The organism is Pseudoxanthomonas kaohsiungensis, assembly GCF_010211765.1.
Classification (GTDB): Bacteria; Pseudomonadota; Gammaproteobacteria; order Xanthomonadales; family Xanthomonadaceae; genus Pseudoxanthomonas; species Pseudoxanthomonas kaohsiungensis.
Window position 1 is genome coordinate 20,242 of sequence record NZ_PDWO01000022.1, and the last position, 18,703, is coordinate 38,944.

At 67.4% G+C, this 18,703-nt stretch carries 18 protein-coding genes and 1 pseudogene; 12 read left to right on the forward strand and 7 right to left on the reverse strand.

Annotation, left to right across the window (positions count from 1 at the left end; translation table 11 throughout):
* Positions 1-8 precede the first annotated feature (8 nt).
* Complete coding sequence (locus CSC66_RS16400; protein ID WP_162378488.1) at positions 9-230, forward strand: AbrB/MazE/SpoVT family DNA-binding domain-containing protein; 222 nt, start codon at positions 9-11, stop codon at positions 228-230.
* A 10-nt stretch (positions 231-240) separates the two neighbouring features.
* Positions 241-669 (forward strand): type II toxin-antitoxin system death-on-curing family toxin, encoded by a 429-nt coding sequence (locus CSC66_RS16405; RefSeq protein ID WP_162378489.1) that lies wholly within the window; start codon positions 241-243, stop codon positions 667-669.
* Between the two features lie 55 nt (positions 670-724).
* Here CSC66_RS16405 and CSC66_RS16410 read toward each other — a convergent pair whose 3' ends face one another.
* From CSC66_RS16410 to CSC66_RS16420, 3 genes are all read right to left on the reverse strand, one after another.
* The gene (locus tag CSC66_RS16410; protein WP_162378490.1) at positions 725-1,054 is read right to left on the reverse strand and encodes a thioredoxin family protein; all 330 of its coding nucleotides are present in this window, start codon (positions 1,052-1,054) and stop codon (positions 725-727) included.
* Between the two features lie 80 nt (positions 1,055-1,134).
* Positions 1,135-1,431 (reverse strand): type II toxin-antitoxin system RelE/ParE family toxin, encoded by a 297-nt coding sequence (locus CSC66_RS16415; protein ID WP_162378491.1) that lies wholly within the window; start codon positions 1,429-1,431, stop codon positions 1,135-1,137.
* 1 nt (position 1,432) lies between these two features.
* A complete protein-coding gene (locus CSC66_RS16420) occupies positions 1,433-1,717 on the reverse strand; it encodes a type II toxin -antitoxin system TacA 1-like antitoxin (RefSeq protein ID WP_162378492.1) in 285 nt (94 codons plus the stop codon).
* 327 nt (positions 1,718-2,044) lie between these two features.
* Here CSC66_RS16420 and CSC66_RS16425 point away from each other — a divergent pair, with 327 nt between their 5' ends.
* From CSC66_RS16425 to CSC66_RS16470, 10 genes are all read left to right on the forward strand, one after another.
* Positions 2,045-3,631, forward strand: a complete 1,587-nt coding sequence (locus CSC66_RS16425) for a type I restriction-modification system subunit M (protein WP_162378493.1) — start codon at positions 2,045-2,047, stop codon at positions 3,629-3,631.
* Positions 3,621-4,865, forward strand: a complete 1,245-nt coding sequence (locus CSC66_RS16430; RefSeq protein ID WP_162378494.1) for a restriction endonuclease subunit S — start codon at positions 3,621-3,623, stop codon at positions 4,863-4,865. The genes CSC66_RS16425 and CSC66_RS16430 overlap by 11 nt, the downstream gene beginning before the upstream one ends.
* On the forward strand, positions 4,862-5,284 hold the full coding sequence (locus CSC66_RS17480; protein ID WP_202935682.1) for a hypothetical protein: 423 nt from the start codon (positions 4,862-4,864) through the stop codon (positions 5,282-5,284). The genes CSC66_RS16430 and CSC66_RS17480 overlap by 4 nt, the downstream gene beginning before the upstream one ends.
* The gene (locus CSC66_RS16440; protein ID WP_162378495.1) at positions 5,265-5,528 is read left to right on the forward strand and encodes a hypothetical protein; all 264 of its coding nucleotides are present in this window, start codon (positions 5,265-5,267) and stop codon (positions 5,526-5,528) included. Before CSC66_RS17480 ends, CSC66_RS16440 begins: the two co-directional genes overlap by 20 nt.
* A gap of 2 nt (positions 5,529-5,530) precedes the next feature.
* The gene (locus tag CSC66_RS16445) at positions 5,531-6,505 is read left to right on the forward strand and encodes a type 2 periplasmic-binding domain-containing protein (protein ID WP_162378496.1); all 975 of its coding nucleotides are present in this window, start codon (positions 5,531-5,533) and stop codon (positions 6,503-6,505) included.
* Positions 6,502-7,491, forward strand: coding sequence for a hypothetical protein (locus CSC66_RS16450; protein WP_162378497.1), 990 nt, complete (start codon positions 6,502-6,504; stop codon positions 7,489-7,491). Before CSC66_RS16445 ends, CSC66_RS16450 begins: the two co-directional genes overlap by 4 nt.
* Positions 7,492-7,534: 43 nt before the next feature.
* On the forward strand, positions 7,535-9,853 hold the full coding sequence (locus CSC66_RS17650) for an AAA family ATPase (RefSeq protein WP_162378498.1): 2,319 nt from the start codon (positions 7,535-7,537) through the stop codon (positions 9,851-9,853).
* The gene (locus tag CSC66_RS16460) at positions 9,850-11,142 is read left to right on the forward strand and encodes an McrC family protein (protein WP_162378499.1); all 1,293 of its coding nucleotides are present in this window, start codon (positions 9,850-9,852) and stop codon (positions 11,140-11,142) included. Before CSC66_RS17650 ends, CSC66_RS16460 begins: the two co-directional genes overlap by 4 nt.
* A 32-nt stretch (positions 11,143-11,174) precedes the next feature.
* Positions 11,175-12,290 carry a Fic family protein gene (locus tag CSC66_RS16465; RefSeq protein ID WP_162378500.1) on the forward strand — a complete coding sequence of 372 codons (1,116 nt, stop codon included), beginning with the start codon at positions 11,175-11,177 and terminating at the stop codon, positions 12,288-12,290.
* Positions 12,291-12,408: 118 nt separating this feature from the next.
* A complete protein-coding gene (locus CSC66_RS16470; protein WP_425501067.1) occupies positions 12,409-15,612 on the forward strand; it encodes a type I restriction endonuclease subunit R in 3,204 nt (1,067 codons plus the stop codon).
* A gap of 75 nt (positions 15,613-15,687) precedes the next feature.
* Here CSC66_RS16470 and CSC66_RS16475 read toward each other — a convergent pair.
* From CSC66_RS16475 to CSC66_RS16490, 4 genes and pseudogenes are all read right to left on the reverse strand, one after another.
* A pseudogene (locus CSC66_RS16475) lies at positions 15,688-15,816 on the reverse strand (adenylosuccinate synthetase); the annotation flags it as partial.
* On the reverse strand, positions 15,815-16,522 hold the full coding sequence (locus CSC66_RS16480; RefSeq protein WP_162378503.1) for a hypothetical protein: 708 nt from the start codon (positions 16,520-16,522) through the stop codon (positions 15,815-15,817). The gene CSC66_RS16480 and the pseudogene CSC66_RS16475, both read right to left, overlap by 2 nt.
* Positions 16,509-17,039 carry a MarR family transcriptional regulator gene (locus tag CSC66_RS16485; RefSeq protein ID WP_162378504.1) on the reverse strand — a complete coding sequence of 177 codons (531 nt, stop codon included), beginning with the start codon at positions 17,037-17,039 and terminating at the stop codon, positions 16,509-16,511. Before CSC66_RS16485 ends, CSC66_RS16480 begins: the two co-directional genes overlap by 14 nt.
* A 122-nt stretch (positions 17,040-17,161) precedes the next feature.
* Positions 17,162-18,454 carry an adenylosuccinate synthase gene (locus CSC66_RS16490; RefSeq protein WP_162378505.1) on the reverse strand — a complete coding sequence of 431 codons (1,293 nt, stop codon included), beginning with the start codon at positions 18,452-18,454 and terminating at the stop codon, positions 17,162-17,164.
* Positions 18,455-18,703 lie beyond the last annotated feature (249 nt).

Genomic DNA, 18,703 nt, shown 5'->3' on the forward strand with positions numbered 1-18,703 from the left:
ACCCCGCCATGAAGCTCAAGATCACCGCCATCGGCAATTCGGCCGGCGTCATCCTGCCCAAGGAACTGCTCGCCCGCCTGCGCGTGGACAAGGGCGACGAACTGCACGCGCTGGAAACCCCCGACGGCATCCGCCTGACCACCTACGACCCCGTGCTGGCCGCGCAGATGGAAGTGGCCGAGCAGGTGATGCGCGAACACCGCGACCTCCTGCGCAAGCTGGCGCAGTAGGGCCGGCGCCATGATCGTCTGGATCGAACGGTCGCTGGCCCTGGCCATCCACGAGCGCCAACTCGCCCAGCACGGCGGCGGCGTCGGCGTGCGCGACGAAGCCCTGCTCGACTCCGCCCTGGCCCGGCCACGGCAGCTGCTGGCCTACGGTGATCCGCCACCGGACCTGGCATCGCTCGCCGCCGCCCTGGCCTACGGCCTGGCACGCAACCACCCGTTCGTGGACGGCAACAAGCGCACCGCGCACGTCTGCTACTTCGTGTTCCTGCTGCTCAATGACGCCCGGCTCGAGGCCAGCCTCGAAGAGATGTACGTGCAGATGATCGGGCTGGCCGAGGCCAGCCTGGACGAAGTCACGTTCGCCGACTGGCTGCGTGCGCGTATCGTCGTGACCCATGGCGGCCAGGTGCAGGAGAAACAGGCGGCCTACCGGCGCTGATCCCCGCCCTCGCCCCCACCGCCGCGGCCTCCGCCCTGCCCGCGCGGCGCGCCGCTCAACCCCCGACCAGCGCCGCGCGCAGCGGCGCCAGGTCCTCGCCCGACACCGGCCGCACCACGCGCGCCAGTTCCTGTCCGCCGTGCAGTAGGACCAGGGTCGGCCACAGCTTGACCTTGAACGAGCGGCCCAGCGGCTGGCCGCGGCCGTCCTCGATCTTCAGGTGCTCCAGCAGTGGATGCTCGGAGGCCAACGCCTCGATCGCCGCCTGCGCGCGCTGGCAGTGCGGGCACCACGGCGCACCGAACTCCAGCAGCAGCACGCCTTCGCGCGCGTCCACATCGCTGCGGGATGGTTCGGTTTCCAGGTAGCGGTCGGTGTAGGGCATCGCAGGTTCGGGGGCCGATGTCGCGACCACGCTCGCACAGGCGGTGTGGCTGCTTCGTGACGCAGCGGGCGTCCTCGCCGTCAGGGCCGCGCGTAACCACCTTCGCGCTGCCCACGGATCGCCAGCACCAGCGCCGTGTCGATCACCTGCAGGTAGCGATACAGCGCCACGTAACCGTGCGCGTCGCGGCCGATCAGCAGTTCACGCCGGTCCTCGCCGGCCGGCCGGCCGATCAGCGGATTGCCTTCCAGCACATCGAGCGCGCCGATGATCTGCTCCACCCGGGCGTCGGCATCGGCGACCTCGTGCTGGTGCAGGCGCTCGACGATCCGGTCGAGGTCGTCGAGCACGGCCGGCACCAGCTCGACCCGCGCCACGTCAGCGGGCCTGCTTCCTGGCCGCAGGCCGCTTGGCGGGCTTGCCGGCGAGGCGCTGCCTGAGCCAGGCGCGCGCGTCCTCCCACGGGATGCTCTCGCCGGTATCCAGGAACTGCGCGTAGCGCTGGTCGGCCAGCGCATGGAACTCCGCGCGTTGCTCGGCCAGGTCGGCCTTCTCGGCGATCGCTTCCAGGATGAAGTTGTGCGAGGTGGTGCCGGCCGCTTCGGCCGCCTTGGCGATACGGGCCTTGAGGGCCTCCGGCAGGCGGATGGTGGTGGTGCTCATGCGGAACTCCCGGCGGTGGAGGCTCGGACAATGTAGCACATGTGTGATACAGGCGGCCGGAGGCGAGTGCAGCGACGGTCGATGGGGATAGCGGACACCCCGGGGTCACCCGCTCACGCACCCCGTCCTTCCTTGCAGGCGACCAAGACGGTGCGTGCGGGTACGCATGGCGCTTGCGCATGTGGCCCGGAGCCTTGCGGCCCGGGCATCGTCGGGCAGCGGCATCACACGCCTCTCTGCCACCGCCAAACCCTGCTCTAAACGTTAAGCTTCACCGCCAGGCGCCCGGGGGACAACGGGGCGCCGCAACACCACCAATGTGAGCCAATGAACCAGGATCTGAAGAAAACCCTCTGGGCCGCCGCCGACAAGCTGCGCTCCAGCATGGACGCGGCCGAGTACAAGCACATCGTCCTCGGCCTGATCTTCCTGAAGTACATCTCCGATGCCTTCGACGAGCGCCGCGCCCAGCTGCAGGCCGCATTCGGGGACGAAGCCAGTGGCCTCCACCTGCCCGACGCCGCCGACCACGCCGAAGCGCTGGAAGAACGCGACTACTACACCATGGCCAACGTGTTCTGGGTGCCGGCCGCCGCCCGCTGGGAGGCGATCCGCGCCCAGGCCAAGCAGGCCGACATCGGCGTGCGCATCGACGCGGCGCTGGAAGCCATCGAGGCCGACAACCCGCGCCTGAAGGGCATCCTCGACAAGCGCTTCGGCCGCAGCCAGCTCGAGCCCGGCCGCCTGGGCGAGCTGGTGGACCTGGTCTCCACGATCGGCTTTGGCGAGGGCCACCACGCCAAGGACCTGCTGGGCGAGGTCTACGAATACTTCCTCGGCCAGTTCGCCAGCGCCGAAGGCAAGAAGGGCGGCCAGTTCTACACCCCGGCCTCGGTGGTCAAGGTGCTGGTGGAGGTGCTGGCCCCGCACCAGGGCCGGGTGTATGACCCGTGCTGCGGCTCCGGCGGCATGTTCGTGCAGAGCGAGAAGTTCATCGAGGCGCACGGCGGCAAGGCCGACGACATCAGCATCTACGGCCAGGAAGCCAACCCCACCACCTGGCGCCTGGTGGCCATGAACCTGGCCATCCGCGGCCTGGCGGCGGACCTGGGCAAGGAGCCGGCCGACACCTTCCACCGCAACCAGCACCCGGACCTGCGCGCCGACTACGTGCTCGCCAACCCCCCGTTCAACATCAGCGACTGGGGCGGCGAGCGCCTGGCCGACGACCGGCGCTGGGCCCATGGCATGCCGCCGGCCGGCAATGCCAACTACGCCTGGCTGCAGCACATCCTCCACCACCTGGGCCCGCGCGGACAGGCCGGCGTGGTGCTGGCCAACGGCAGCATGAGCAGCAACCAGAGCAACGAAGGCGCCATCCGCAAGGCCATGGTCGAGGCCGACGTGGTCGACGTGATGGTCGCCCTGCCGCCGCAGCTGTTCTTCAACACCCAGATTCCCGCCTGCCTGTGGTTCCTGGCCAAGGACAAGTCCGGCGCTGCGGTGCCCGGCGGCAGGCCGGGCCGCGACCGCCGCGGCGAGGTGCTGTTCATCGACGCGCGCAAGCTGGGCCGCATGGACACCCGCGTGACCCGCGTGTTCGACGACGAGGACGTGGCGCGCATCGCCGCCACCGTGCACCGCTGGCGGGCCGATGGCGAGGACGGCGCCGACGGGCCCTATGCCGACGTGCCCGGTTTCTGCCGCGCGGTGAAGCTGGCGGAGATTGCCGAGCACGGCCATGTGCTGACGCCGGGGCGTTACGTGGGCGCCGAGGCGGCCGAGGACGACGACGAGGCGTTCAACGCGAAGATGGAGCGGCTGACCGCGCAGCTGGCCGAGCAGATGGCGAAGGGGGCCGAGCTGGATGCGGTGATTCGGGAAAAGTTGGAAGGATTGGGTTATGCAGTCTGACTGGCCCACCGCCACGCTGGGCGAGCTCACAATTAACCTAGACACGAAGCGCAGGCCGGTCAAAGAGGCGGACCGTCGGTCCGGACCTTATCCCTACTACGGAGCCTCAGGCATCGTTGACCACGTCGATGGCTTTCTGTTCGAGGGTGAGCACCTTTTGATTGCCGAAGATGGAGAGAACCTAAGGACACGAAACACACCCGTGGCGTTCCGCGCAACCGGGAGGTTCTGGGTCAATAACCATGCGCATATCGTCAAAGGCAATGGTCTCGCTCGAACCCGCTTTCTTGAGTATGCGGTGCTGGCTGCTGACCTCACGCCCTATCTCACTGGCGCCGTTATGCCGAAGCTCACTCAGGGAAACTTGAACAAAATTGAGCTTCCTTGCCCTCCACTTAAAGCGCAAGACGCGGTCATCGGAGTCCTCGGGTCGCTCGACGACCGCATCGCCCTTCTGCGCCAAACCAACGCCACCCTCGAATCCATCGCCCAGGCTCTGTTCAAGAGCTGGTTCATCGACTTCGACCCGGTGCGCGCCAAGGCCGAGGGCCGCGAGCCCGAAGGCATGGACGCCGCCACCGCGGCGCTGTTCCCCGCCGGGTTCGAGGAATCGGCGCTGGGACCGATTCCGAAGGGGTGGGAGGTTCGCTCGCTCGATTCGTTTGCGAGCTACCTGAATGGCTTGGCACTTCAGAAGTACCCACCTGAGAGTGAGGATGAGTACCTCCCTGTCATCAAGATTGCGCAGCTTCGTGCAGGGCATACCGTTGCTGCGGATCGGGCAAGTGCCCGACTGAAGCCCGAATACATTGTGCGAGACGGCGACGTGCTTTTCTCGTGGTCAGGTTCACTGGAAGTCGAGTTCTGGTGCGGCGGCGATGGCGCTCTCAATCAACATTTGTTCAAAGTGACGTCTGACGAGGTGCCCAAGTGGTTCTACTACTTGGCCACCCGACACTTCCTTCCGGGATTCCGCGAAATAGCGGCTCACAAGGCGACAACAATGGGCCATATCCAGCGCAAGCATTTGACTGAGGCAAGGATTGCCTTGCCGCCGACGCCAGTACTTCATGAGGCCGGTAGAGCAGGCGCGTCGCTAGTGGAACGGCGGATCGCGAATTCCTTGCAAGCACGGCAGCTTGCCGAACTTCGCGACGCCCTCCTCCCCCGCCTCATCTCCGGCAAGCTCCGCCTGCCCGAAGCCGAGCGCGAGATCGAGGAGGCCCTGGCATGAGCCACCCCTGCCCCATCTGCGGCAGCGCGCTGGAGCCCGTGCCGCGCTACCGGCGGTATGTCTGCAGCGATTGCGCCGCACGCGCGGCCTCCGCGGACGGCCGCCGCCTGGCCTTCTCCAATATCGACCTGAGCGGCGGCTACGCCGCCCGCTACGCGGACACCGGCGAACCGTACGACAGCCACGCCTGCTGGATCGACGGCATCCGCTGCCATGCCGACGAGGCCCGGTTCGGCGGTATCGTGGTCGAAGTCTTGCCGACACCCGGGGGGCCACTGTCCCCACGCTCGCGAGGCGTTCCGAAGTGGCCGGGCGGGACCAACTGCGCTAACGTCGGGGCCGCCGGGCATGGGGATGCGCAGGGCGCCGGCAAGCACCGGGCAAACGCGGGGAGCGATTATGAGCCTGAGCCTGACTGACCTGCAGGGGGATCTGCAGGAGTACTTTTCCAGGATTGAAGAGGTCCTCTCGGGGATGGACGCCGTCCTGGCGCGCCTCGAATCCCGTGTGGCGCGGCTCGAGCAGGGCGTGCCTGCGCAAGGCGGCGCCGCTACGTTGGAGCAGCGCGTCGCCCGGCTCGAAGGGCAGCTGGCCGCGATTGCCGACAGCCTGTTCGACGACGGCGGGCCTGCAGCCCCGCCCGGCATCATCCTCGGCCGCTGACGATGGACCTGCGCTACCTGCGCAGCCTGCTGCTGCGCTACCGTGGGCACGGCAGCGACGGCCCGGATGCGCTGGAGCAGATCCTGCGCCGCCATCAGGGCCTGCGCCGGACGCGGCTGGCCGATCTCGCTGCCGTCGCGGCCTCCCTGGCATATGTGGACCGGGAAGCAATCGACCCGCTGGCCCTGCAGGCGATCGGCGACACCAATCCGGCATTCGACCCTGCGGCGGTGCATGACTACAGCGACGAACAGTGGCTGGGAATGGTGAATGCCGCAAAGGGCAAGTATTTCGAGTACCTCGTGGTCGATCGGCTCAATGCCGGGGAAACCGTGGGCGACCTCCAGTTGCTGCCCGGCCAGCAGGCAAGCGTAGCCGAATCGATGAACCAGGCCGGCTGGGACGTGCGCATCGTCGATGCGGATGGACACGCCGTGGAATTCCTGCAGATGAAGGCGACAGCAAGCGCCGGCTACGTGCACGAGGCGCTGGAGAGGTATCCGGACATCCGCATCGTGGCCACCGACGAAGTGGCGGACCATGCCGGCAGCGAGGCAAGGCTGGTGGACGTGAACATGACCGAAGCGGAACTTCGGCAGGTCGTCTCGGATACCTACGGTCACCTGGCACCCGGAACCCTCGACGAGTTCTGGCAGGCCTTCAATCCACTGATCCCGTTGATCGTGATCGCCGGCACACAGGGGTACGGCGTCCTTGTTGGCCACGAGCGATTCGATCACGCCGTCGCGGTCGCGTCCGAGCGCGCCTCGCGGGGCCTGGTCGCCAGCGGAACAGGTGCGTTGGTCAAGGTGGTGGCCGACAGCCTGCTGCTCGGCGTATCGGCGGGCTTGGTCGCCGGAATGTGGTTCGATCGCGCCCGCAATGCGCAGGCCATGCGGGAATTCATCCGCCAGTCCGCCCGCAGGCAACAGGGGCGGTCTGCGTATCTGGCGGCTTGGCCGGAGGGTTCAAGTTGAGCTGGTTGCGGACGCTCGGTCGCGAGTTCACGAAAGTGGCCGAGGGCCTGGTTCGCGCGGGCAAGGCGGCGGTCGCCGCGACGGCCCCCGTGGTGCGCAAGGTCATGCAGAGCGCCCGCGACACCGTGGACGAGCTGGCGCGCCGCATGCAACGTGCCCGAGGCGATGCGCAGTCCGAGCAGGAAGTCGTCGAACGCCAGCTGCAGGAAGTCAACGCGCGTATCGCGCGGCTGCACAGGGCATATCGCGACAACGGGGGGCTGACGGACCGGGAGAAAGCGGAGTGGCAGCGGTTGAAGGCGCGCCGTGAGGCGCTTGTCCGTGATCTGGATGACCTGCAAGCCGGAACATTTGCCGAAGGCGTCGTCGATCCGGACAGAGAGTACGAATCTACGACGGTCACCGAGCAGAAGGCCCACCTGATCGACATGCTGACTGGGCAGACCACGTATGGAAAGAAGTGCCGTGTCTGCCGGCGGGCAATGACGCTGCAATGGAACCGCAGCGTCGGCACACCCGGCCTCCGCGACTTCTTCTGGGGGTGTTCCGGTTGGTACATCGTAGGCAACACCGGACGACACGCCTGCCGTTACACCGAAATGCTGTCGCAAGACGATTTCCGCATCTTCATGGATGTCACGCGGCCGGAATTCCAGATGAAGGCCGAGGATGTCCGCAGAAAGGTGATGGACCCCGGCCGCAGACAGCGCTTGCGGCAAGCACTGGACGCGGTGCGCACGCAGAACAAGGAGTCAGACATCGGGCTTGCGCACTATCGCTGCCCCGTGCACGGAGAATCACTGCGACTGCAGCGCAAGTCGGACAGTGGCGGCGACTTTCTGGACGAGTACTTCCTTGGATGTCCTCGCTGGCTCCCACGCAACGAAGGCTGCAACTTCCTCATCAAGCTCAAGTCGCCCGGGCGCGTTGCCGGGGTGCTGCAGGAAGCCTACGGAACAAATGCCGCGCAGGTGTTCGATGGTTGATCTCCAATCCTTATCACATGACTGCAGATGAAGCAGCGTATCGATGATTGATCCAACCAAACCCCAATGGGAGCAGGCCGCCGATGCCGTGGTCGCACTTGGCGGAAAGGCGACCCGCAACGAGGTCTGGGAGTACCTGAAGCAGTTCCGCCCCGACCTGCCCTTCAGCACGGTCACGGCCGATCTCAATGCGTTGTCGGTGAATGCGCCATCGCGCACGTCCTACCACACCGGCAGGAAGCCACGGCGCACGGACACTGGCGACCGCCACGACCGGCTGTTCAAGGTCGGCGTGGGCGAAGGCACGCACTACGTAACCTACGACCCGGCGGTACATGGCGTCTGGGAAATCCATCCGGACCCGGCGGCCACCAGCACCCACAAGACTTCGATCCGCCGAGTCGAAGCGGCGCTTCCTTCCCTGGTCGTCGAACTATCCGACGGTGCGATCCGGCCCGGCAACAGCTTCTTCCCGGTCAAACCGCTGGATGGCGAGTTCTTCCCCGCTTCGATGCTCCGGGCCAAGGATCCTGATGGGCCCGGCGTGCCGGCCCACTTCACCACCGATGCCGGGACGGCGTTCGACTCCGACATCTACCGCGCGGCGAATACCGGCTACCTGCACAACCGCTCCGCCGCGCGTGCCTACTACCTGGCCACACAGGCCAGGGCGGGCGACCGTCTGCGCTTCGAGAAGCGCGGCGAAGGCCAGTACCACATCAGCCACCTGCCTGCTGCCACTACCGGGCTGGCCAACGACGATGCACCCGCACCGGAAGGACCCCAGGAGCCCCGCATGACGCCCGTCAACAAGATCCTGTTCGGCCCGCCCGGCACCGGCAAGACCTACCACACCATCAACGAGACACTGGACCTGCTGGACCCGGAGTTCCTGGCCGCCCATGCCAGTGATCGCGCCGCACTGAAGGCGCGCTTCGACGCCCTGGCCGATGCAGGGCGTGTGCGCTTCGTGACCTTCCACCAGAGCTTCAGCTACGAGGATTTCGTCGAGGGCATCCGCGCCAGCACCGACGAGGACACCGGCGCCCTGCACTACGAGGTGGAGGACGGCGTGTTCAAGCAGCTGTGCGAGGCCGCGCGCAGCCGCACGGTGGTCGATGCCGATACCGATGCGCCGATCGATCTGGCCGGGCGACGGATCTGGAAGGTATCGCTGGGCGATGCCGGCACCGAGGGCCATGTGTTCGAGGAGTGCATGGAGCAGGGCATCGCCCTGATGGGCTTCGGTTACGGCACCGACCTGACCGGGGTGTCCTCGCGCGAGGAAATCCTGCAGCGGGTCCAGGCCGCGGGCGGGAAGATCGAGGCCGACGCCTATGCCGTCACCGCGCTGGACCTGTTCGTGCGGCGCATGAAAGTCGGCGACCTCGTGGTGGTGACCCACGGCAACCTGAAGTTCCGCGCCATCGGCGAGGTCACCGGCGACTACTTCCGCAAGCCGGCCGAAGCCGGCGACCATTACGTGCAGGCGCGACAGATGCGCTGGCTGCGCCAGTACGACCCGCCGCGCCCGTATCCGGACCTGATGGAGAACCGCTTCAGCCAGATGACCATCTACGAGCTGCGTCCCGGCTCGATCAACCTGGATCGGCTGGCGGGGCTGCTGGCGCCGGAGCAGGCCACCATCCATGGCGATTACCGCGTGCCCGTCAGCGAGCCGGAAAGCCGCGTCCTGGTCATCGACGAGATCAACCGCGGCAATGTCTCGCGCATCTTCGGCGAGCTGATCACCCTGATCGAGCCGAGCAAGCGCCAGGGCTGCACCGAGGCGCTGGAAGTCACCCTGCCCTACTCCAAGCAGCGCTTCGGAGTGCCGGCCAACCTGCACATCATCGGCACCATGAACACCGCCGACCGCTCGCTGGCCGGGCTGGACGTGGCCCTGCGCCGCCGCTTCGAGTTCGTGGAGATGCTGCCCGACCCCGCCGCCCTGGCCGGGATCGTGGTCGAGGGCGTCGCCATGGACAAGCTGCTCGCCACGATCAACCGCCGGATCGAGGTGCTGCTGGGGCGCGACTTCATGCTTGGCCATGCCAACTTCATGGCGCTGCGCGCGGCGCCGACGCTGGAGGGGCTGGCTGGCGTGTTCCGGCGCCAGGTGCTGCCGCTGCTGCAGGAGTACTTCTTCGAGGACTGGCAGAAGATCGCCTGGGTGCTCAACGACCACCGCAAGCCGCAGGCGCTGCGCTTCCTGCAACAGGCCGACAGCGGCCTGGCCGAACTGCTTGGCCCGGACGTGGAGCTTCCGCGTGACAGGCATCTGTGGCGCATCAACGCTGCGGCGTTCACGTCGGCCCAAGCCTACCGGGCCATCATCGACGCGGCCGGCGCCGGCACGTGAACACCGTTTCGGTCCGCGAACACGCCAGGCTGACCACCGGGCCGGTGCCCGGCGGCAGCCTGGATGTGGCGAGCGTGCCGGTCTCCGCCTTCGACTGGCTGTGCCAGGAGGCGCAACGGTACCGCACCACCGGCGCGCCGCTGGTGCGGATCGAAGGCCGGCACTGGCTGCGCCTGGACAACTACGTGGGCGTGCTGGAAACGCCTTGCGGCACGCGGATCGAGATCCTGCCCAAGCACGTGCATGGAGAGAGCGACGTTGCCAGCGCGCGCCGGGTCCTGATCCGGATGCTGCAGGTGGCTTTGCACCTGCCTGTACGCGATTCCGGGCCGACGGTGCTGCAGACCTTCAATGCGCCGGTCAGCGAGTGGATCATCCAGCAGTTCCTCAAGGAACTGGATGCTCTGGTGCGGCGCGGGCTCCGCTTCGACTACCGGCCGGTAGAGGAAGAGACTCGGTTCCTGCGTGGGCGCCTGCTGCTGGCACGGCAGCTGCGCCAGCCGGCCGGGCGCCAGCATCTGTTCCAGATCGAGCACCAGGTATTCGAGCCGGATCGACCGGAAAACCGGCTGATCGCCTCGGCCTTGGCGAAAGTCGCCGCAGCGACCCGTGACCCGGAGAACTGGCGCCGGGCGCACGAACTGGAACACCAGCTGGTCGAGCTGCCACGCAGTCGCGACATCGCCGGCGATTTCCGTCGCTGGAGCAGCGACCGGCTGATGAGCCACTACGCGGCCATCCGCAGCTGGTGCGAGCTCATCCTGGGCGACCGGAATCCGATGTCCGCCATGGGCCAGTGGACCGGCCGCAGCCTGCTGTTCCCGATGGAAAAGGTGTTCGAGGCCTATGTGGAGACTTGCCTGCAGCGGATGCTCCCGCCCGATGCACGCCTGCGCACGCAGGCCGCCAGCCACTACCTCTGCCGCCAGGGCGATCGCCGCCTGTTCCAGTTGCGTCCCGACTTCCTGATCGAACACGAAAACTCGGTCTGGGTGGTGGACGCCAAGTGGAAGCTGCTGGATGCGGCGGACACTCAGAACCAATACGGCCTGAGCCAGGGCGACTTCTACCAGCTGTTCGCCTATGGCCGCCGCTACCTGCGCGGCAATGGCCGCCTGGCGCTGGTGTTCCCGGAAACCTGCAGGTTCGAGAAGCCCCTGGAGACATTCGACCTTGAAGATGGAATGCTGCTGGATGTGCTGCCGCTGGATCTGGAATCCGGCCGCATCAGGGAAGCGGGGTTCTTCAATCACCACCTCTTTTGCCCTCCCGTAAACTCTGCTGCTTGAATCCAATACAGGCCTGAGGGGACACCCGCCTGATGCCCGTCCATTACCACCAGGACCGATTCCCGCCAGTCGACATCGACTGGGCGCAGTTGTTGCCGTTGATCGGGCCTGCCAACGCCGCAGTGGCGCGTTACGAGGGCGTACTGCACGCGGTACCCAATCCCCAGGTGCTGCTGTCGCCGCTGACGGCGCAGGAAGCGGTGCTCTCCTCGCGCATCGAAGGTACCCAGGCCACTCTGGGCGAGGTGCTGGAGTTCGAGGCGCAAGGCAACCTGTTCGACGAGAGCACGCCGAAGAAGGCCGATATCCGCGAGGTGCTCAACTACCGCGCCGCATTGATGGAAGCGGTGCGGCTGCTGGCCGAGTTGCCGTTGTCGCAGCGGTTGCTGCGCGCCACCCACCGTGTACTCATGCAGGGCGTGCGCGGGCGCAACAAGGATCCGGGCGAGTACCGGCGCGTGCCTAACTGGATCGGGCCGGAGGGCTGCACGATCGAGCAGGCACGCTACGTCAGCAGCGGTGCCGAACAGGTGCCGGGCAATATGGCCGCGCTGGAGGCGTACCTGCACGCCGACGCGCCGGACCGGCTGGTGCAGCTGGCCATCGCCCATGTCGAGTTCGAGGCCATCCACCCGTTCCTGGACGGCAACGGCCGGCTCGGGCGCCTCCTGGTGCCGCTGTTCCTGTTCGAGAAGGGCCTGCTGTCGAGCCCCAACTTCTACATCAGCGACTACCTGGAAGCGCACCGCGACGAGTACTACGACCGCCTGCTGGCGGTGTCCCGTGACGGCGACTGGACCGGCTGGTGCCGGTTCTTCCTGACCGCGCTGATCGAACAGGCACGTAGCAACCAGCAGCGGGCGCTGGCGATCCTGGACCTGTACCGGGCGCGCAAGGACTGGGTCGCCGGCGCGACCCGGTCCCAGTACGCCGTGCGGGCGCTGGACTGGGTCTTCGAACGGCCGATCTTCAAGAGCTCCGATTTCGTGGAAACCGCCGGCGTGCCGCGGCCCACGGCCATGCGGATCCTGCGGGTCCTGCGCGAGGAAGGGGTCCTGACCGAGCTGCGGCCGGCGGCGGGGCGGCGTCCGGCGGTGCTGGCGTTCCGCGACCTGCTGAACATCGCCGAAGGGCGGCCGGCATTTTGAGGCGCGTGGATGCGCTGCAAGCCTGCTTGTGTGTCACAAAACAGCTTTATGTGATACACAACGTCCGTTGTCGGGCATGGATGATCCTCAAACCTACGTTCCGGGGGAACGGCCAGTGATCCAGGGCATCAGCGAGGACCTCCTCGAACAGGCCATGCTCGGCTGGCTGGCGGGCCTGGGCTGGGCCACCGCCCACGGCCCGGACATCTCCCCACCCGACGCCCGCACGCCGGGCACCGAGCGCGAGGGCTACCGGGACGTGGTCCTGGTCCACCGGCTGCGCGATGCCATCGCCCGGCTCAATCCGGAGATTCCGTCTGCGGCCCGGGACGACGCGCTGCGCCGTGTCATCAATCCCAACGTGCCGGGCATGGTCAACGCCAACCGCCAGCTGCAGCGCTGGCTGGTCGATGGCGTCCCGGTGGAGTTCCAGAAGGACGGTCAGACCCGAGGCGCGCGCGCGCGCCTGGTCGACTTCACCGATGTGGAGGCCAATGACTGGCTGGCGGTCAACCAGTTCAGCGTGCAGGGGCCCCGGCTCACCCGCCGGCCCGACGTGGTGCTGTTCATCAATGGCCTGCCACTGGTGGTGGTGGAACTGAAGAACCCCGGCGACGAGGAGGCCGACATCTGGGCGGCCTGGAATCAGTTGCAGGCCTACCAGCAGGACATCCCCGACCTGTTCCACGCCAACCTCGTGCAGGTGGTCAGCGATGGCATCGTCGCGCGGATGGGCTCGCTCACCGCCGACCGTGAGCGCTTCCTGGCCTGGCGCACCATCGATGGCGTGGCGATCGACCCCCTCGGACCGATGCGCGAACTGGAAACGCTGACCCAGGGCATGTTCCGGCGCGAGCTGCTGCTGGAGTACCTGCGTCATTTCGTCCTGTTCGAGGACGACGGCCGGCTGGTCAAGAAGATCGCCGCCTACCACCAGTTCCATGCAGTGCGTGCTGTGGTGGACAGCGTGCTGAAGGCCTCGGCCCCGGGCGGCTCGCGCAAGGGCGGCGTGGTCTGGCACACCCAGGGCGCCGGAAAGAGCATCGAGATGACCTGCCTGGCCGGCGCGCTGATGGCGCACCCGGGCATGGGCAACCCGACCATCGTGGTGATTACCGACCGCAACGACCTGGACAACCAGCTGTTCGGTGTGTTCGCCGGGGCGGGCGAAAGCCTGCGCGAAACGCCGGTGCAGGCGGAGACGCGGCCGCAGTTGCGCCAGTTGCTGGCCAACCGGCCCTCGGGCGGGATCATCTTCACCACAATCCAGAAGTTCGCGCCGGGCGAGGACGAGGACGCGTTTCCGGTCCTGTCCGACCGCCGCAACATCGTGGTGATCTGCGACGAGGCGCATCGCAGCCAGTATGGCTTCGAAGCGCGCATCACCGGAAAGCCGTCAGGCGGCGCAACGAGGATCGGTTCACCTGACACCATCGCGTCCAACGATCCGCATGCGCGGGCGGTGGCCGAGACAGCGGCGGACTACGCAGCCAGCGGCGTGCGCTACGGCTACGCCCAACACCTGCGCGATGCGCTTCCCGGCGCGACCTTCGTCGCCTTCACTGGCACGCCGGTGAGCCTCGACGACCGCGACACCCGCGCGGTGTTCGGCGACTACGTCCACATCTACGACATCGAACAGGCCGTGCGCGACGGCGCCACCGTGCCGATCTACTACGAGAGCCGGCTGGCACGACTGGAGCTGAAGGAAGCCGACGTCACCCTGCTCGACAGCGAGGTCGACGAGCTGACGGAGGACGAGGAAGGCGATGCCGCCAAGGTCGCTGCGCTTCGCCGCTGGGCGGCGCTGGAGCAGTTGGTGGGTGCGCCCCCGCGCATCCAGAAGGTGGCGGCGGATATCGTCGCCCACTTCGAGAACCGCCTGGCGGCGATGGACGGCAAGGCCATGATCGTGGCGATGAGCCGCGAAATCTGCGTGCACCTGTACAACGCCATCGTCGCCCTGCGGCCGGACTGGCACAGCGACGACCCGGCCCAGGGCGTCATCAAGGTGGTGATGACCGGCTCGGCTTCGGACAAGGCCCTGCTCAAGCCGCATATCCACCCGAAGAACGTCCGCAAGGACCTCGAGAAGCGCTTCAAGCAGCCAGACGACCCGTTCAAGCTGGTGATCGTGCGCGACATGTGGCTGACCGGCTTCGATGCTCCCAGCCTGCATACGATGTACGTGGACAAGCCGATGCGCGGCCACAACCTGATGCAGGCCATCGCCCGGGTGAACCGCGTCTTCCGGGACAAGCCTGGCGGGCTGGTGGTGGACTACATCGGCATCGCCAACGAGCTCAAGGCGGCGTTGGCCGACTACACCCAGGCGCAGGGGCGGGGCCGACCGACGATCGACAACCGCGAGGCGCTGGCGATCCTGCTGGAACAGATGGACGTGCTGCACCACATGCTGCACGGAATGGATTACAGCGAGTTCCGCAACAAGGCCTGGCAACTGCTGCCGCCGGTCGCCAACCATATCCTCGGCCTGGAGGACGGCAAGCGGCGCTTCGCCGACGCCGTACTGGCGGCGAGCAAGGCGTTCGCGCTGTGCGGGACACTGGAAGGGGCGCTGGCCTATCGGGACGAACTGGCGTTCCTGCAGGCGGTGAAGGCCGCGCTGACCAAGCACCTGGGCACCGACCGCAAGCTGAGCGATGAGCAGAAGGAACATGCGCTGCGGCAGATCATCAGCCGCGCGGTGGTCAGCGACGAGATCATCGACATTTTTTCCGCTGCGGGCCTGAAGCGGCCGGATATCGGGGTGCTGTCGGACGAATTCCTCGAGGAAGTGCGCCAGCTGAAGGAACGCAACCTCGCTGTGGAGCTGCTGGAACGCCTGCTCAAGGGCGAGATCAAGGCGCGCTTCAAGACCAATGTAGTGCAGAGCGCGAAGTTCTCCGATCTGTTGCAGGCCAGCCTGATCCGCTACCGCAACCGCGCCATCGAGACCGCCCAGGTGATCGAGGAACTGATCGCCATGGCGCGTAAGTTCCAGGCGCTGGCCGAGCGCGGCATGCAACTGGGCCTGAGTCCGGACGAGATGGCCTTCTACGACGCCCTCGCCGACAACGAAGCCGCCGTGCGCGAACTGGGCGATGCCACGCTGAAGAAGATCGCCGTGGAACTGACCCAGAGCCTGCGACGCTCGGTCACCGTGGACTGGTCCAAGCGCGAAGCCGTCCGCGCGAAACTGCGCGTCATGGTCAAGACCCTGCTGCGCCGCTACAAGTACCCACCGGACCGGCAGGAGGAAGCCACGGAGGTCGTGCTGCGACAGGCCGAGACGCTTTCAGCGGAATGGGCAGTCGGTTGAAACAAGAAAGCCCCGCTTTCGCGGGGCTTCGGGTCGCAACCGCAGCGGGGCAAGCCCCGCTCTACGACAGCAGGTTCAGGCAAACGGATCCTGCAACACCATCGTGTGGTCCCGGTCCGGGCCGGTGGAGACGATGCTGATCGGGCAGCCCGCCAGCTCCTCCAGCGCGCGCAGGTAGGCGCGGGCGGCGGGGAGCAGCCTATCACTCACTTTGTGCCACCGAATCGCCCGCCATGCCCTGCAGGCGCTCGCGGACGATGTTCGCGCGCTCTGGCTCGGCGATCAGGCCGGGCAGGCCGTTGATGAAATCGGGATTGGAAAGCAGCTGGCCGAACAGAGTCGCCACGGCCTGTCGCAGCGCGGGCGATGCCGTGGCCAGCTCGTCGGCGAGTTCGGGTCGGCCATCGACCACGTTGAGTACGTCTTCCAGGTCATGGCTGGACAGCACATCGCCCCGGCCACGGCTGAGGAAGGCTTCCAGCTTGGTGGCCACGAAGGCCGGTGCGGCGATCAGGCGGATGCGCAGGCCGCCGGCCAGCTCCATGACCTGGGCGGTGGCGATCGCCTCGCCATACCAGCGATTGGTGAAGCCCAGCACGGAGGCGTCGGTCGGCATCAGGTCGAACACCACGTCCGATGCGCGGTGACGCCAGCGGCAGATCACTTCGCTGCCGGTATCGCGGATGAAGCCGCGCGCTTCGAGCTGCGCTTCGAGCCGGTAGTACTGCGGCAGGCTGTCGGCCTGGACGATGGCGTCGATGTCCAGCGTGGGGCGCACGCCTTCGGCCAGTGGATCAGTCAGCAGCAGGCCGGCGGTGGAGCCGCCGACGAACACGACCTGATCGCACAGGTCGCCCAAGGCCCGCGCGATCACCTCCAGGTGCGGCAGGTTCGGGTCAGGCCGCCGCATCGAGGGGTTTCAGTGCATCGGACAGGAGCTTTCCCGCCAGCTCGCGTTCGCGCGCACGACCCATGCGCACGGCGTCGAGCAGCGCGAGCAGGCGGTGCAGGTCCGGATCGCGCAGGGCGGCCTCGGGCGCGGTGCGGTAGATCGGGGACACCGAGGGGCCGCGGGCGCTGCCCTGCGGGTGCGCCCACACGGGGATGTCTGCCTCGTTGTGCAGGAGCCCGGCCAAGGGCTCGGCGCCGTGCGCGGTGGGGATACCACGTTTGACCGGCCCGATCTCGGCCGGAAACGCGTAGCGGACCCCGTGGACCAGGAACTCCTGCAGCGCCGGGCGGATGGGCGCCCAGTCGCCCCTGCCCCGCTCGTTCACCAGCCCGGCCCCCTTGGCCCGCTTCACGCTGGCGTGCACTTCCGCCGCGCTCATGGCCAGCTCCTCGGCCAACGCGGCGAACGTGAACTTCCGCGCGGGGTGGGCTGACACTTTCAGCAGCACCAGCAACTCTTGGGGCTTCAGATCCATGGCCTTATTCGCTATTCGCGAATAGCGAATATAAGCGCCGTGGCCGGCAAAGAGAAGCCCCGCTTTCGCGGGGCTTCCGGACGCAGGAGCAGCGGGGCAAGCCCCGCTCTACGACAGCAGGCTCACGCAAACGGATCCTGCAACACCATCGTGTGATCCCGGTCCGGGCCGGTCGAGACGATGCTGATCGGGCAACCCGCCAGCTCCTCCAGCGCGCGCAGGTAGGCGCGGGCCGCGGGGGGCAGTTCGTCCCAGTTGGTCACGCCGTGGGTGTTCTCGCTCCAGCCGGGGAACTCCAGGTACACGGGGGTGCACTCTTCCCAGCCCTGGGCGTCCAGCGGGGCGTACTCGGTGCGCTTGCCGCGGTACTCGTAGGCGATGCACATCTTCAGCTTCTCCATGCCGTCGAGCACGTCGAGCTTGGTGATGCACAGGCCGGAGATGCCGTTGATGGCCACGGCGCGCTTGAGGGCGACGATGTCCATCCAGCCGCAGCGGCGCGGGCGGCCGGTGGAGGCGCCGTACTCGGCGCCGCGGTCGCGGATGCCCTGGCCGATCTCGTCGTCCAGTTCGGTCGGGAACGGGCCGCCGCCGACGCGGGTGGCGTAGGCCTTGGCGATGCCGAGCACGTAGTCGATCGCGTCGGCGCCCACGCCCGAACCGGCCAGCGCGCCGCCGACGGTGGTGTTGGAGCTGGTGACGTACGGGTAGGTGCCGTGGTCGATGTCCAGCAGGGCGCCCTGGGCGCCTTCGAACATCACGCGCTTGCCCTGCTTGCGCAGGTCATGAAGGATGCCGGCGACGTCGGACTTCATCGGCTGCACGTACTCGCCGAAGGCCAGCGCCTCGTCGTAGGTCTGCTGGAAGTCCACCGCGTCCACGCCCAGGTACTTGGTCAGGACGAAGTTGTGGTAGTCCAGCGCGGCCTTGAGCTTCTCGGCCAGCTGGTCGGGGTAATGCAGGTCGGCGATGCGGATGCCGCGGCGGGCGACCTTGTCCTCGTACGCCGGGCCGATGCCGCGGCCGGTGGTGCCGATGGCCTTGCCGCCGGCGGCCTTCTCGCGGGCCTGATCCAGGGCGATGTGGTACGGCATGATCAGCGGGGCGGCCGGGCTGATCTTCAGGCGGCTGCGCACTTCCACGCCGGCCGCTTCCAGCTCGCCGATCTCCTTGATCAGGGCGGCCGGCGAGATCACCACGCCATTGCCGATCAGGCACAGCGCGTCCTCGCGCAGGATGCCGGACGGGATCAGGTGCAGGACGGTCTTCTTGCCGTTGATGACCAGGGTGTGGCCGGCGTTGTGGCCGCCCTGGAAACGCACGACGGCGCCGATCTCCTCGGTGAGCAGGTCGACGATCTTGCCCTTGCCCTCATCGCCCCACTGGGCACCGATGACGACGACTGACTGGCCCATGGCCGTGACTCCTTTATCTGGCGGCCATCGGGGCCGCGGGATGGGACCGTGGCGGGCGCCCTGCCCTGCCCGTTCCATGGGGGATCGGGCAAGCCGATCCGGGAACATGCGCCGCCATCGGGGCGGCGCGAAGCAATGCGGGGTACCCGACACGGAAAAAGCCGGGCGGGTGGCTTCAAGGCGAAGCGGCTCCGACCGGCTTTTGCGGATTATCCGGGTTTTGGTTGGCGGGGGCCACCCGGGCGGGGC

Bases quoted from the DNA above. Each gene is read 5' to 3' on its own strand.
- CSC66_RS16400 (WP_162378488.1), top strand. From the start codon at position 9: ATGAAGCTCAAGATCACCGCCATCGGCAATTCGGCCGGCGTCATCCTG.
- CSC66_RS16405 (WP_162378489.1), top strand. From the start codon at position 241: ATGATCGTCTGGATCGAACGGTCGCTGGCCCTGGCCATCCACGAGCGC.
- CSC66_RS16410 (WP_162378490.1), bottom strand. From the start codon at position 1,054: ATGCCCTACACCGACCGCTACCTGGAAACCGAACCATCCCGCAGCGAT.
- CSC66_RS16420 (WP_162378492.1), bottom strand. From the start codon at position 1,717: ATGAGCACCACCACCATCCGCCTGCCGGAGGCCCTCAAGGCCCGTATC.
- CSC66_RS16425 (WP_162378493.1), top strand. From the start codon at position 2,045: ATGAACCAGGATCTGAAGAAAACCCTCTGGGCCGCCGCCGACAAGCTG.
- CSC66_RS16430 (WP_162378494.1), top strand. From the start codon at position 3,621: ATGCAGTCTGACTGGCCCACCGCCACGCTGGGCGAGCTCACAATTAAC.
- CSC66_RS17480 (WP_202935682.1), top strand. From the start codon at position 4,862: ATGAGCCACCCCTGCCCCATCTGCGGCAGCGCGCTGGAGCCCGTGCCG.
- CSC66_RS16440 (WP_162378495.1), top strand. From the start codon at position 5,265: ATGAGCCTGAGCCTGACTGACCTGCAGGGGGATCTGCAGGAGTACTTT.
- CSC66_RS16445 (WP_162378496.1), top strand. From the start codon at position 5,531: ATGGACCTGCGCTACCTGCGCAGCCTGCTGCTGCGCTACCGTGGGCAC.
- CSC66_RS17650 (WP_162378498.1), top strand. From the start codon at position 7,535: ATGATTGATCCAACCAAACCCCAATGGGAGCAGGCCGCCGATGCCGTG.
- CSC66_RS16465 (WP_162378500.1), top strand. From the start codon at position 11,175: ATGCCCGTCCATTACCACCAGGACCGATTCCCGCCAGTCGACATCGAC.
- CSC66_RS16480 (WP_162378503.1), bottom strand. From the start codon at position 16,522: ATGCGGCGGCCTGACCCGAACCTGCCGCACCTGGAGGTGATCGCGCGG.
- CSC66_RS16485 (WP_162378504.1), bottom strand. From the start codon at position 17,039: ATGGATCTGAAGCCCCAAGAGTTGCTGGTGCTGCTGAAAGTGTCAGCC.
- CSC66_RS16490 (WP_162378505.1), bottom strand. From the start codon at position 18,454: ATGGGCCAGTCAGTCGTCGTCATCGGTGCCCAGTGGGGCGATGAGGGC.